Here is a 12,948-nt window from a genome sequence, read left to right as displayed (position 1 = left end):
GAGTTAATGACCAATTTGATGAAATATCCAAGAAGCTTTCATTTGCCGTGGAGTAGAGGGTATACACATGATGATAAGGTTGCTAAAAATGTTGATCATTTTATTGGAAAAGAGGTTGTTGTAACCGAAAAATTAGATGGTGAAGGAACAACACTTTATCGAAACTATATGCATGCTAGAAGCTTAAGTTCAGGAGATCATCCATCTAGGCACTGGGTAAAAACGTTTCATGCTACATTTGCATTTCAAATTCCAGAAGAGTGGAGATTATGTGGTGAAAATGTTTATGCCAAACATTCCATTTACTACAATGAGTTAACTAGTTATTTTTATTTATTCAGTATTTGGAATGAGAAAAATATTTGTTTAAGCTGGGATGAAACAGTCGACTATGCAGCTAAACTAGGGGTTGAAACGGCACCTGTATTATATAGAGGCATTTTCGATGAAGAAAAAATAAAGAAGACTTTTACAGGAAATTCACTCCTTGGGGGCGAGCAGGAAGGTTATGTTATTAGAAATGCGGCTGCCTTCCATTATGATGATTTTCAATATAACCTAGGGAAATTTGTTAGACAGAATCATGTTCGAACAAGCGAACATTGGTTAAATGAAGAATTGATTCCTAATCAACTGAAATAAGTTTTATTTGAAAAGATTTAATCTACTATAAAGAAAAGGACTGAGAAAAATGTAATTCTTAATGGGGTTAATAATACATAATGTATATGAGGAAAAATGCAGTGGCAGCATGTCCCTTATAGGATAGGGATTTACAGGTTCGATTCCTGTCATCCTCACTAAATAAATGGTTATAACGTAAAAGGCAGTAGTGACAAGGGCTTGTTCCTTAATGATAGGGAGCTTTTTTTGATATAGCGTCGATATTTAAGCAGATCCACTATTAAAAAAATGAACTCCCAAACGAAAATGGGAGTTCATTTTTTTATCTTTTTATTTCGTATAGTTATCGAAATAACCTTGAATATAAATCATTGGTGTTCCTTTGTCACCTGAACCTGAAGTTAAGTCTGAAAGAGAACCAATTAGGTCTGTTAAGCGACGAGGTGTTGTACCTTGAGCAGCCATTTGACCAGTTAAATCTTCATCTTTGTTTTGGATGTACTCAGAAATTGCTGCTTTTAATTCTTCGCCTCGAAGCTCCGCAAAATCATTATCTGCTAAGTATTTTAGTTTTACTTCGTTTGGCGTGCCATCTAATCCAGTAGTGTAAGCTGGAGAAACAACAGGGTCAGCCAACTCCCAAATTTTACCTACAGGATCTTTAAATGCACCATCACCGTAAATCATTACTTCAACTGTTTTACCAGTAGCTTCTTTGATTTTTGCTTGGATGCCATCAACAATCGGTTGGCAAGTGTGTGGGAATAATTTTACGCTATCTTCAGTTGCTTTATTTGAACCAAGTAGACCATATTCCGCATTAAAGCCAGAACCGTTATTAGATACAGCTAAAATATTATCAAGACTGTATACTTTTTCAGCACCATTTGCCGTTAAAATACGTTTTGTACGTAAGCGTGTATGAATATCACAAGTTAAAACACTCTTCGTATAGTCTAAAATTGTTTTTGGGTTATTTGAAAAGATAACTTCACAAGTAGCGCCTTCAGCTTCGATTAGTTCTTTATAATATTCAATATAATCTACACCTGTAAATGTGTGTTTTTGGTAGCCAAAATGCTCACGGAATTCAACCTCAGTTAGAGTATCTGTCCAAGGATTAATACCTTTTACATCTAGCTCATCGATATCAACTAGGTGATTCCCAACCTCATCAGATGGATAGCTTAGCATAAGAACAACTTTCTTCACGCCTTTAGCAATACCACGTAAGCAGTTAGCGAAACGATTACGGCTTAGAATTGGGAAAATAACACCAACAGTATCGTCACCAAATTTAGCAGCTACGTCCGCTGCGATATCATCGATGGATGCATAGTTACCTTGTGCACGCGCTACGACGGATTCTGTTACTGTGACAATGTCACGATCCTCAATTGAATAGCCTTCAGTCTTTGCTGCATTTAATGCCGTATCAACAACGATTTGCTCAATATTATCGCCTTCATTAATAATTGGACCACGAAGACCTCTTACTACTGTACCAACTACACGTTCCAAAATAATCTCTCCTCATTAATAGGTAAATGTATGATCAATTATGCCTCGGCATAATTGTGTCCGGAATCGGCTTTGTGCTTGCACAAAGAACTCCTTACCGATTCAGTGACACCCGCTGAAAGAATTTATATAAAGTAAAATAAAACCAATATGATTTTACTATACGCCGCTTTAGTGATATAAGTAAAATTAATAGTTCGTATAATAGCTATAAGGGGTGCTTATATGATAGGGAAATTAGATTTATATCGTGTTTTTTGTGTTGTTGCTAAAAATAATAGCTTTTCAAGGGCTGCTAAAGATTTATATATGACTCAACCAGCTGTTAGTCAAGCCATGATGCAATTAGAAAAGGAGCTCGGTACACGTCTCTTTAATCGCACACCTAAAGGGGTAACGTTAACAACGGAGGGTAGCCTTCTATATGAGTATACGAATTCAGCATTAGGTCTTTTAGATGCTGGTGAAGAGAAGTTGCTAGAATTTAAAAATCTAACAACAGGTCAGTTGAAGCTAGGGGTAGGGGACACTATTTCTCGTTTTTTTTTAATGCCTTATCTAGAGGCGTTTCATACAATGTATCCCAATATAAAATTACAAATGTTAAATGGAACGACTTCGGAGATTTGTAACTTTATTAAATCTGGTGAGGTCGATATAGGACTTTGTAATTTTCCAATAGAAGATCAGACATTACAGTTAACAGCTTGCACAGAGGTTCAAGATATTTTTGTATGTGGTGAGAAGTACAAAACGTTGGCATCAAAAAGTTTAAGCTTCGAGGATCTGTTAAAGTTTCCACTTGTTTTTTTAGAAAAAAAATCAAATTCAAGAAAGTATGTAGAAGATTATTTATTTACAAGAGGAATCCACATTGAACCTGAGTTTGAGCTTGGCTCACATGATCTAGTACTGGAGTTTGCACGCAGTAATTTAGGAATTGCTTGTGTAACGAAAGAATTTTCTATGGATTATTTACAGCGAGGACTTCTTTATGAGCTAACATTAACAGAATGTATACCGACACGAAGCATTGGCATGTGTTATTTGAAAAGTGTACCTTTATCTCGAGCAGCGTTGAAATTTGTAGAAATCATTGAGCATAAGCAGGAGCGTAAACGTCTAAATCCAAGAATTATAAAGTGAGCATAGCAACTGGTAATCCGCTAAGCTTCATAGTGTTGAAAAACAAAATGGCCAGGGAAATCTTTGTGAATGTTGTGGCGCCTTAAATGAGGGGGGGTTTCGTTCCGGGCTACTTGCTTTGTTGCTGTCGCTTCGCTTTCGCACAGATAAAACATTGTTGCTGTCGCTTCGCTTTCGCACAGATAAAACATTGTTGCTGTCGCTTCGCTTTCGCGCAGAGCAGAGCTTCCTGTGGGCGAGTGTCGAGCCGTTTCCTTCGCTTACATTGTTGCCGCTTCATTTTATCATTATAAATTAGAGTAACATGCCAGAAGATACATGCTAAATCAACCCCTCTCTTTGCCAAAGAGCACACTTTAATTAATGTGACACTTTAATTTCATCGACATAATAGTTTTCAACAACATGAAGCTTAGCCACTAGTAATCCGCTAAGCTTTTTTTAATAGTGCTTCTATAAGGGTATCAACATTGCGTTTATTTTTCATTGTAGGTGAGTACAGATAAGAAAATGTTCGTATAAAATGCTGTTCCTCGAGAGGCAAAATTTTTATATCGTCATTTTTTAATTCACGCTCAATGACACTGGCAGACAGTAATGAAAGTCCAAGCCCTTGAATAACGCTCTCTTTCACACCTTGATTGCTACTAATGGTAAGAAGTGAATGCACTTGGAGCCCATTTGCTCTAAATAAATGATCTAAATAATATCGAGTGCCAGAGCCTTCTTCACGTGCAACCCAATTTTGCTGCTGCAAATCCGTAACGGTAATAGCCGACTTCCTTACAAGTGGATGATTGCTCGCACTGACAATAAATAGCTCATCCTGCATAAACGGTTTAATAATAAGTTCATTGTCGTGTGCTTGTCCTTCAATAAGGCCAATATCGACCTGTAACAATTTTGTATATTGAATGATTTCTTTCGTATTGCCAATAATAACTTGGAGCTCAAGCTGAGGGAATTGTTGTTGAAGACTCGCTATTATAGGTGGCAAAATATATTCGCCAATTGTAAAACTAGCGCCAATAACGAGTGTACCTTGAATTTCATGATGGTAGGCTAAAATATCTTCCTTTGCCGACTCTGCAATTGCCATCATTTGCTTAGCTCGTTTATACAAAATTTCCCCAGTTGGTGTAATTTGTACAGATTTTGGTGAACGGATAAATAAGGTCGTTTGGAATTCTTGCTCCAAGTTTTTTATGTGTAAACTGACACTTGGCTGTGAAATATGAAGTATTTCCGAGGCTTTCGTAAAATTATTGACCTCCACCAGTGTGATGAATGTTTTTAAAGCATCATATTGCATGTCATCACTCCTATTATTAGAAATATTAATAATTGCGATTATATATATGTATTTTACTAATGATTAACTTTTTAATAAAGTAATAATCATCAAGGATGAAAGAAGTGAACAACATGGATAATGGACAGCATAGGTTAAAAAGTTTCCTGACCCCAGCGTTTATGAAGGGGATATTGTTGACACTTATTATTGCCTTAATGGCAAAGTATATTTCGACATTTCCGTTCTTCTCAATATTGGGGCAGCTTGTCATTGCCATTATATTAGGTATGGCTTGGAGAGCAACCTTTAAGGTACAGGATTCATGGCAAACAGGCATAACATTTTCAAGTAAAAAATTATTACGCCTCGGCATTATTTTACTGGGTATGCGCTTAAATTTAGCGGATATTTATAATGCTGGAGCGAGTGTCTTTCTTATTGCATTTATTAATCTGGTATTTGCTTTAGTGGTTGTATATGGCTTAACGAAGGTGTTTCATGTTGATAAGAAGCTAGGCATATTAACAGCTTGTGGCACAGCCATTTGTGGAGCGGCTGCTGTTGTCGCTATTGCTCCTCAAATTAAAGCAAACGAAAAAGAAACGGCAGTGGGCGCAGCGATAGTCGCATTACTAGGGACTGTATTCACATTAGTCTACACGGTGTTATACTCAGTATTTAACTTAACTCCTACTGAATATGGTATTTTCGCCGGGGGCACGCTACATGAAATTGCTCATGTTATTGCAGCAGCCTCAGCGGGTGGAAATGAAGCTATTGACATAGCGGTTATTGTAAAACTAACACGTGTTGCATTGCTTGTACCGGTAGCCATTGTCATCGGTATTTTATATCGAAAAACGGATAAGGGGCAGGATAAAGAAGGATTTTCACTGTCAATAATTCCTTGGTTTATTCTTGGGTTTTTAGCGATGAGTGCTATTAATTCGTTAGGGATTGTACCAGCTAATGTAGCGCAAACATTTGTAAATATCGCTTATATTTTAATTGGGATGGCGATGGCTGGACTAGGTTTAAATGTAGAGATAAAAACATTTAAACAATTAGGCGTAAAAGCGTTTATTGCCGGACTTATCGGTTCGGTTTGCTTATCAATACTTGGATATGTTTTAGTTATTTTCATGTGATCAATTTCGCCTTGGCGTAATTGCGTCCGGAGGCTTTATCTTCATTCAGTAGGTGTCTTCCGCTGAATGAAGATAAAGTATTCAAAAAAACCCTGCATATTTCGAATATGCAGGGTTTTTTTTAGATAGAATCAGAAGATATTTTAGATTTTTTTAGTTTTATCCCACTGTCTCATAAAAAGTGGGGATATGGTATACAACATAAATTATGCTTCGGAAAATTAGCGTGATGCTTCAATTGAAGAAGCCAATTCAGCTATAACTATTTTGCTACCTATCATTGGACTATTTTCAGGTTTTGCTCCCTCAGAGCCTGGTTCTGGTCGGTGATGTGCCGCAGCGAATGCATCGCTATTACGCCAAGCTTGGAAATGTTCCATGGACTCCCAGTACATATTGACGCTCATTTCGTCATAAGTCGGATCATCAGTTGAAACTAACACCTCTACTTTATGGAAGCCTTCGAACTGCTGTAGAGGTCCTGGCTTTGTAAAGTTCGGTGCCATTTTTGTAGCAAAGCCGGGTTTGACTTGAATACGATTTGTAACAATAATCATGCTTTTTCCCCCTAATCATTTTCTAGTTAGAAAAAATCTACTATGTGAATGAGTTATCAGTGATTATCATTCGCAATCAATGATAAGTGGCGTAGGAAGACATTGTCAATAGAAGAGCAATGTAAATTACAAATAACTCGACATTTGTAGTGTGTGAACCATCATCGAATCAAAGAAATAAGCGCCACATTAGGTCCTGACATTAAACTGACATAATCCGATGATATAATGAAAACACGAACGAGCTGGTGACGAGGTGAAAGTGCATGGCAAAAATATTAGTAGTAGAAGACGAATATGCAATTAGCCAAGTTTTGAAGGCATATTTGAAAAAAATAGGCTATGATGTTATGCAATGTTTTAATGGCGGGCAGGCATTGGATATATTTCAAGAGGTGCAGCCTGATTTAGTATTACTTGATATCATGTTACCAGAGAAAAACGGTTGGTTAATTTTAAAGGAAATTAGAGAAATTAGTTCTTGTCCAGTTATTATGCTAACGGCGTTAGGTGATGTGAATTATCGTTTAGAGGGCTTCGACCAAGGAGCAGACGATTATATTGCAAAACCATTTATAGCTGACGAGGTAGTGGCAAGAGTAAAGGCAGTTTTAAGGCGCGCTGAAGGAAATCGTGAATCTTCAGAAATAAAACGCTTTGGTGGGCTAGAGATTGATATGAAAGCCCATCGAGTGCTACTTAAGGGAGAGGAAATAGTCTTAACTCCTAGAGATTTATCAGTGCTTTTATTTTTGGCCGAACATCCAAACCAAACATTTACACGTGAGCAACTTATAGATCAAGTTTGGGGCTGGGAGTATGAAGGTAGTGATAGAGCGGTAGATTTAGCAATGAAGCGACTACGAAAGGCACTTAAGGAATGGGATGAGGAAGAGGGAGAAATAAAGACACTACGTGGATTGGGGTATCAGCTAAGTGTTCAAAAAAAATAAGCGAATATCTTTACTGAACTACTGGACAAGCCGCTATTTATTAACGCTCTTTGTAGGCCTAGCTATTATCTCTTTTATTTCTGCGGCATGGATTCGTCATACGACGTTTCAAAATCGACTGGAGATGATGGAGTTTTTAGCAGATGAGACTGTATATCGCCTAACAGATACTTCAGGTCAAAATATTGGACCTATGGGTAGTATTCCAGGTTTTATCGGAAATCGTGATCGGTTTACTATGAGAGAAATTGATCCCATTTTATATGTTGTAGATACGGAAGGCAATATAGTAAGTAGCAATCGACCGGCGCCGCCAGGTAGTGCAAAAAACGTTGCAAACTTGCTGGATGGTGAAGAAGGGACAAAGAAAATAACTGTAACGAATGAGGGACAAGAGTCAGTTCAATATGTCGTAAAAAAGAAACTCGAAAATAACAATAAAGTAGTTGGCTGGGTGCTTGTCTTAGAGAAAAAGGAGAATTTAACGAGGGTTAATCAAGCATATGGGCAGTTGGCATTACTAATCGGAGCACTTGCTGTATTAGGCTGGTGTGCTATTTATTCTTTATCAAAACGTTTAGCACATCCAATAAAACAAGTTGCCGAAGCGGCAAAGCAAGTGCAGGAGGGGAACTATACATTTGATTTGCCTCAAAATAATAAGGAAGAAGAAATTTATGAGCTCGTTACATCCTTTAAGGAAATGGCGAATAAGCTAGAACAATTAGAAAAGACTCGAACAGAATTATTAGCAGGCGTCACCCACGAACTAAAAACACCAGTCACATCTATTAGTGGATTATTGCAGGCAGTGAAAGATGGTGTTGTTAGGGGCCAGGACGCTAGTGAATTTATTCAAATGGCACTAGTAGAAACGACGAAAATGAAAACAATGGTTGGCGACTTGCTAGCTTTTAATCAGTTTGCGGTAGATGCAATTCCGGTAAAGGTTGAAAATATAAATGTTAACCAGCTAATACGTGATGCCGTCGCACAATGGGAAGTAATGCAGGATGACGAAACTGTAAAAATACAAATGGACTTTCTCGTAAAATCGGTTGATGTACAGGCTGATGTAGTAAGGACGCAGCAAATAGTGACGAATCTATTGACGAATGCAAAGCAGGCCATGCAGGGGGGGATCGTTACCATAACGCTGATGGAAAAAGAGGATGCTGTCTTAATTAATGTAAGCGACACAGGACGTGGCATTGCTCAAGAAGAACAGGCATTTATCTTTGAACGTTTTTATAGAGGAGAAAATAAAAAATATGCGGTCCGTGGCTTAGGCTTAGGATTATCACTTAGTAAAATGATGGCACAGTCAATAGGTGGTGATTTACGATTAATTGACAGTAATTCATCAGGGACATGCTTTGAAATAACACTGAAAAAGGCTACTACGCTATAAAGGCGTAGTAGTTTTTTCTTTGTAAAAAATTTTTGAAGGAAATGTAAAGCTGACATCTGACTGACACATTAGACCTTTATAGTAAGCATTGTAAACGAGAAACCAAAAGAAAGGACGGGATCAAGGATGACCGCAAACAAAAGGTTTTTCCGAATGATGACCTTACCCGCTGCATTATTAATGCTGCTAGCCGGATGTGGTGAGAGCAGCGATTATGTGGCGAAGGTTGACGGTGAAAAGATTTTACAAACAGAGCTAGATGACGCATTGCGTGAACAATACGGTACAGAGGTATTAGATACACTAATTACCAATAAAATAGTTGAGCTAGAGGCGAAAAAAGAGGAAGTTTCTGTATCCGAGGACGCTATTCAAGCAGAGTATGATGAGTTAGCGGATTCGTATGGTGGGGAGGAATCGTTACAAGCTGCACTAGAGGCAAATGGACTGACAGAGCAGAGTGTGAAGGATAATATTCGCATGTATCAGCTTACAAAAAATGTTATTGCTGCAAGCATTGACATTTCAGATGAGGAGGTAGCCCAATATTTTGAGGACAATAAGGATAGCTATGGACAAAAGGAAGAAGTCGTAGCCAGTCATATTTTATTGGAGGATGAGGCAACGGCAAAAGATGTGCTAGCAAAAATAAATGCTGGTGAGGATTTTTCGGAGCTAGCAAAAACATATTCAATCGATTCAACAACGAATGAGGATGGCGGGGAAATAGGCTATATTAGCCGTGGACAAATGGATGAGCAGTTTGAGGAAGTCGCATTTGGTCTTGAAAAAGGTAGCATCAGTGACATCGTTCAAACATCAGAAGGCTATCACATCATTAAAGTAACCGATAAAGTACCAGCAGAAGAGGCAGTATTCGAGGATGTAAAGGATGAAGTTTATGCGACTATGCTTGAAGAGCGTATAAATGAAGAATACGCGTCTTGGTTAGCTGAAAAACAAGAGCAATACAAAATTGAAAAAATGTAAGGAGTGAACTATATGCCTACTCTTACTTCGTTTAATCCTAACGGTCGAAAGGAGATTAAACAGGCTATCTCCTATCCGGACTATGCCTTACTAAAAACTAAGATTCAGCATGTGATGCAGCTAGACAAGCATGCTGGAACGAATGGCAAGTATTTAATTCGCAGCACATACTTCGATAATTTGGCGAACAAGGTTCTTAATGAGAAAAAAGAGGGTTTTATCAATCGAGATAAATACCGAGTACGAATTTATGGAAAATCCACTGAAATTATTAATTTAGAGCGGAAAAGCAAACGTAATAATTTAACCTTTAAAACGAAGTGTGCCATAACTCAAAAGGAATATGAAAAAATGCATAGTGGAGATATCGCTTGGATGGAGGAAGACAAACGAGCGTTAATTCAAGATTTACACAAGGAAATGAAGTATAACCAATTGAAGCCAATAACGGTTGTCGATTACGAGCGTGAGGCCTACATCTATCCCTTTGGAAATGTGCGTGTCACTTTCGATAGTAAAGTACAGTCAAGCCTCCGTAATACAAATATGTTTAATCCGAGACTGCCGATGGTCGATGTACTTGAGCCAAACCTAGTTATTTTAGAAGTGAAATATGATGAGTACTTGCCGGATATTATTAAGTACTTACTACAATCAGTGGATACACGTGCTGAGGCTTTTTCAAAATATCAGCTTAGTCGCATGTACGGCTAATTTATAAAGGAGAAATGAACAATGGATACTATAAAATTTAACGATATCTTTAAATCCAACTTTTTAGAGAAAACAACATCATTTTCATTAATAGATTCAATGATAGGGTTAGTTGTAGCTTTCTTTGTCGGGCTTTTTATTTACGCTGTCTACAAGAAAACCTTTAACGGAGTGATTTACTCTCATTCCTTCAATATTTCGCTGCTCATTATGACAATGGCAACGGCTCTAGTGATTATGGGAATAAGTTCGAATGTCCTGTTATCACTAGGTATGGTTGGTGCGCTATCAATCGTGCGTTTCCGTACACCTATTAAAGACCCGATGGATTTAGTATATATTTTCTGGGCAATAGTTTCTGGGATACTTTGTGGTGCAGGATTTATTCCACTCGTTATTATTGGTGCAGTCTTAATTGGTCTTGTGTTACTTGTATTAGTGAACAAAATTACTGTGGAAAATCCATACCTTTTAATTGTGAAATTTGAAGAAGATTTTGCTTGTGAGGAAGTAGAGCGTATTATTGCTGCACAATCTAAAAAATTCGCTTTAAAATCTAAATCTATTATGTCGGATGTCGAGATCGAAACAACCTATGAAATTCGTGTTAAACAAAATGATGCAAAACTGATGGACAATCTTACAAAAGTACCTGGAGTAAAATCAGCAGTAATGCTAAGTTACGATGGTAATTTCACTGCTTAGTAGCCCACTCTAGAGGAGTATTTTAACTATGAAGAGAGGTGTTAGATAATGATTAAAACGCGATTTGTCTATCTTTGTATGGCAATTTTACTACTCCTCTTTGTTGTTGTGTTTGCTGTGTTTCCAAACGTAGGCATTGAGACGAAAAATACCGAGTTCTCCTATGAGACAATTGTGTTTAATAAGAATAAGGTGACAACAGTAGATATTGAAATAGCCGAAGAAGACTGGGCGGATATGCTAGAAAATGCGGCAGCTAAGGAGTTAAAGCAAGCGGATATCACTGTAAATGGCAAGAGAATTGAGAATGTAGCAATTCGTACAAAGGGAAGTTCATCACTGCGCTCGGTTGTAAGTAGCGACTCGGATCGATATAGCTTAAAAATCGACTTCGATTATTATGATGATACACAAAGCTTATACGGCTTGAAAAAATTAAATTTAAACAATAATTTCAGTGATACAACCTTAATGCGAGAATATATTTCTTATGAGCTAATGGAACAGATGGGATTACCAACACCAGCACATTCATATATGTATGTAACTGTAAATGGTGAAGAACACGGACTATTCTTAGGGGTAGAAGCGGTGGATGAAACATTCTTAGCAAATAACTACGGCTCTAATGATGGATTTTTGTTTAAGCCAGATGGGATGGGCAGTGATTTAAAATATATTAGTGAGGATATTGCTGATTATACGGGAATCGGCTTAAAAACGAACGAGGACAATATTGATCAATCAAAGTTCATTGAGATGCTTGATGCCATCAATAATGGCGGTAGTATTGAAAAATATATTGCTGTCGATGAAATGCTGCGTTATTTTGCTGTGAACACTGCACTCGTAAATCTTGATAGTTATCAGGGAAATATGAAACACAACTACTATTTGTATGAGGATGATGGTGTGTTTTCTATTATACCTTGGGATTTTAATATGTCCTTTGGTGGCTTCGGTGTTGGGGGTGAAGGCGGTAGAATGGTTGGCAATAATCAAATCCAAGCTAATGCCGATATGAAGGCCCCTGAGGAGGCACAGATAAATGATAAATCGGATAGATCAAATAATGGTGAGCAGCAACAGCAAGGGCGACAGCCTAATGGTGATCGTAATCAGGGTGGATTAAATATGGGGATTGGAATGTCTAGCAATCTGATGGCAGATAGTGCTATCAACTTTAGTGTGACTACACCTGTATCTGGTACAACATTAGAGGAGCGACCGCTATTAAACACCTTACTTTCCAATGAAGAGTATCGTGCTAAATACGAAGGCTATTTAGAAGAGCTGGCAACTAATTACTTAACAGAAGATTACGTACAAAACATTACCAAAAATTTAGCATTGTTATTAACGACTTATGTCGAAGCAGATCCTACGAAATTCTCTACAACAGAACAGTTCTTAGAAGCGGTAGAAGGAGAAAATAGTCTCCCTGAATTTGCTAAACAACGTTCTGAATCTATTTTAAAGCAGCTGTCCGGAGAGCTTGTTGTAGAAGCAACTACAACGTCACAAGGGAATATGGAAATGCCTAATCCAAACGAAAATGATGAAATGAATAATCCGATGCAAAGACCAGATGACTTTGATCCTTCACAAGCCCCTCCATTTAATCAAAATGGCGATAATCAGGGGGAAGGACCAAATGGTGATGGTCCAATGCAGCGTCCTGACCAAAATGGTGGCCCTATGGGGATGCCTAACCAAAGCGATGAACAATTAAAGCAAGAAACTGTTATCGATAAAAATACAATGCTTACAGCAATTGTTTGCTTGGCCTTGTTAATAATAGGGCTTCTCTTTGTTTTTAAATTTAACCGAAGAGGTCGTTAAAAAAATAACCATATCCAAAACATTTGGGTATGGTTTTTTCTTT

Annotated in this window: 13 protein-coding genes and 1 tRNA gene; 10 read left to right on the top strand and 4 right to left on the bottom strand. The window is 37.7% G+C overall.

What is annotated here, in order from left to right; all coding sequences use genetic code 11:
• The first annotated feature begins 6 nt into the window (after nucleotides 1-6).
• Together FJQ98_RS25965 and FJQ98_RS25960 are read left to right on the top strand one after the other, a co-directional pair.
• The gene (locus FJQ98_RS25965) at nucleotides 7-642 is read left to right on the top strand and encodes an RNA ligase family protein (protein WP_053595993.1); all 636 of its coding nucleotides are present in this window, start codon (nucleotides 7-9) and stop codon (nucleotides 640-642) included.
• A gap of 87 nt (nucleotides 643-729) precedes the next feature.
• Nucleotides 730-801 (top strand) — tRNA-Pro (locus FJQ98_RS25960).
• A 153-nt stretch (nucleotides 802-954) separates the two neighbouring features.
• On the opposite strand, the gene FJQ98_RS25955 is transcribed toward FJQ98_RS25960, so the two are convergent.
• Entirely contained in the window at nucleotides 955-2,145 is a 1,191-nt protein-coding gene (locus FJQ98_RS25955) for a coenzyme F420-0:L-glutamate ligase (RefSeq protein ID WP_053595994.1), read from the bottom strand.
• A 225-nt stretch (nucleotides 2,146-2,370) separates the two neighbouring features.
• On the opposite strand from FJQ98_RS25955, the gene FJQ98_RS25950 reads away from it, so the two are divergent.
• Entirely contained in the window at nucleotides 2,371-3,291 is a 921-nt protein-coding gene (locus FJQ98_RS25950) for a LysR family transcriptional regulator (protein ID WP_053595995.1), read from the top strand.
• A 109-nt stretch (nucleotides 3,292-3,400) separates the two neighbouring features.
• Here FJQ98_RS25950 and FJQ98_RS25945 read toward each other — a convergent pair whose 3' ends face one another.
• Entirely contained in the window at nucleotides 3,401-3,637 is a 237-nt protein-coding gene (locus FJQ98_RS25945; RefSeq protein WP_201406586.1) for a hypothetical protein, read from the bottom strand.
• An 84-nt stretch (nucleotides 3,638-3,721) separates the two neighbouring features.
• On the bottom strand, nucleotides 3,722-4,603 hold the full coding sequence (locus FJQ98_RS25940) for a LysR family transcriptional regulator (protein WP_053595997.1): 882 nt from the start codon (nucleotides 4,601-4,603) through the stop codon (nucleotides 3,722-3,724).
• A 113-nt stretch (nucleotides 4,604-4,716) separates the two neighbouring features.
• Here FJQ98_RS25940 and FJQ98_RS25935 point away from each other — a divergent pair, with 113 nt between their 5' ends.
• Nucleotides 4,717-5,733 (top strand): YeiH family protein, encoded by a 1,017-nt coding sequence (locus tag FJQ98_RS25935; RefSeq protein ID WP_053595998.1) that lies wholly within the window; start codon nucleotides 4,717-4,719, stop codon nucleotides 5,731-5,733.
• Nucleotides 5,734-5,954: 221 nt separating this feature from the next.
• Here FJQ98_RS25935 and FJQ98_RS25930 read toward each other — a convergent pair whose 3' ends face one another.
• Nucleotides 5,955-6,290 carry a heme oxygenase gene (locus FJQ98_RS25930; protein WP_053595999.1) on the bottom strand — a complete coding sequence of 112 codons (336 nt, stop codon included), beginning with the start codon at nucleotides 6,288-6,290 and terminating at the stop codon, nucleotides 5,955-5,957.
• 266 nt (nucleotides 6,291-6,556) lie between these two features.
• On the opposite strand from FJQ98_RS25930, the gene FJQ98_RS25925 reads away from it, so the two are divergent.
• From FJQ98_RS25925 to FJQ98_RS25900, 6 genes are all read left to right on the top strand, one after another.
• The gene (locus FJQ98_RS25925) at nucleotides 6,557-7,243 is read left to right on the top strand and encodes a response regulator transcription factor (protein ID WP_053596000.1); all 687 of its coding nucleotides are present in this window, start codon (nucleotides 6,557-6,559) and stop codon (nucleotides 7,241-7,243) included.
• Complete coding sequence (locus tag FJQ98_RS25920; RefSeq protein WP_053596001.1) at nucleotides 7,227-8,654, top strand: sensor histidine kinase; 1,428 nt, start codon at nucleotides 7,227-7,229, stop codon at nucleotides 8,652-8,654. Before FJQ98_RS25925 ends, FJQ98_RS25920 begins: the two co-directional genes overlap by 17 nt.
• 126 nt (nucleotides 8,655-8,780) lie before the next feature.
• Nucleotides 8,781-9,644, top strand: coding sequence for a peptidyl-prolyl cis-trans isomerase (locus tag FJQ98_RS25915; protein WP_075807298.1), 864 nt, complete (start codon nucleotides 8,781-8,783; stop codon nucleotides 9,642-9,644).
• A 12-nt stretch (nucleotides 9,645-9,656) separates the two neighbouring features.
• Nucleotides 9,657-10,358: a polyphosphate polymerase domain-containing protein gene (locus tag FJQ98_RS25910; RefSeq protein WP_053596003.1), complete on the top strand. Its 702-nt coding sequence runs from the start codon at nucleotides 9,657-9,659 to the stop codon at nucleotides 10,356-10,358.
• Nucleotides 10,359-10,379: 21 nt separating this feature from the next.
• The gene (locus FJQ98_RS25905) at nucleotides 10,380-11,063 is read left to right on the top strand and encodes a DUF4956 domain-containing protein (protein WP_053596004.1); all 684 of its coding nucleotides are present in this window, start codon (nucleotides 10,380-10,382) and stop codon (nucleotides 11,061-11,063) included.
• A 48-nt stretch (nucleotides 11,064-11,111) separates the two neighbouring features.
• Nucleotides 11,112-12,905 (top strand): CotH kinase family protein, encoded by a 1,794-nt coding sequence (locus tag FJQ98_RS25900; RefSeq protein WP_053596005.1) that lies wholly within the window; start codon nucleotides 11,112-11,114, stop codon nucleotides 12,903-12,905.
• Nucleotides 12,906-12,948: the final 43 nt, after the last annotated feature.

Source organism: Lysinibacillus agricola (assembly GCF_016638705.1).
Classification (GTDB): Bacteria; Bacillota; Bacilli; order Bacillales_A; family Planococcaceae; genus Lysinibacillus; species Lysinibacillus agricola.
Note: the sequence above shows the minus strand (reverse complement) of the source record. Positions and strands in the feature narration are given on the sequence as shown.

Excerpts from the sequence above, each read along its gene's own strand:
- FJQ98_RS25950 (WP_053595995.1), top strand. The coding sequence starts at position 2,371 with ATGATAGGGAAATTAGATTTATATCGTGTTTTTTGTGTTGTTGCTAAA.
- FJQ98_RS25940 (WP_053595997.1), bottom strand. The coding sequence starts at position 4,603 with ATGCAATATGATGCTTTAAAAACATTCATCACACTGGTGGAGGTCAAT.
- FJQ98_RS25905 (WP_053596004.1), top strand. The coding sequence starts at position 10,380 with ATGGATACTATAAAATTTAACGATATCTTTAAATCCAACTTTTTAGAG.
- FJQ98_RS25930 (WP_053595999.1), bottom strand. The coding sequence starts at position 6,290 with ATGATTATTGTTACAAATCGTATTCAAGTCAAACCCGGCTTTGCTACA.
- FJQ98_RS25910 (WP_053596003.1), top strand. The coding sequence starts at position 9,657 with ATGCCTACTCTTACTTCGTTTAATCCTAACGGTCGAAAGGAGATTAAA.
- FJQ98_RS25965 (WP_053595993.1), top strand. The coding sequence starts at position 7 with ATGACCAATTTGATGAAATATCCAAGAAGCTTTCATTTGCCGTGGAGT.
- FJQ98_RS25935 (WP_053595998.1), top strand. The coding sequence starts at position 4,717 with ATGGATAATGGACAGCATAGGTTAAAAAGTTTCCTGACCCCAGCGTTT.
- FJQ98_RS25915 (WP_075807298.1), top strand. The coding sequence starts at position 8,781 with ATGACCGCAAACAAAAGGTTTTTCCGAATGATGACCTTACCCGCTGCA.
- FJQ98_RS25925 (WP_053596000.1), top strand. The coding sequence starts at position 6,557 with ATGGCAAAAATATTAGTAGTAGAAGACGAATATGCAATTAGCCAAGTT.
- FJQ98_RS25900 (WP_053596005.1), top strand. The coding sequence starts at position 11,112 with ATGATTAAAACGCGATTTGTCTATCTTTGTATGGCAATTTTACTACTC.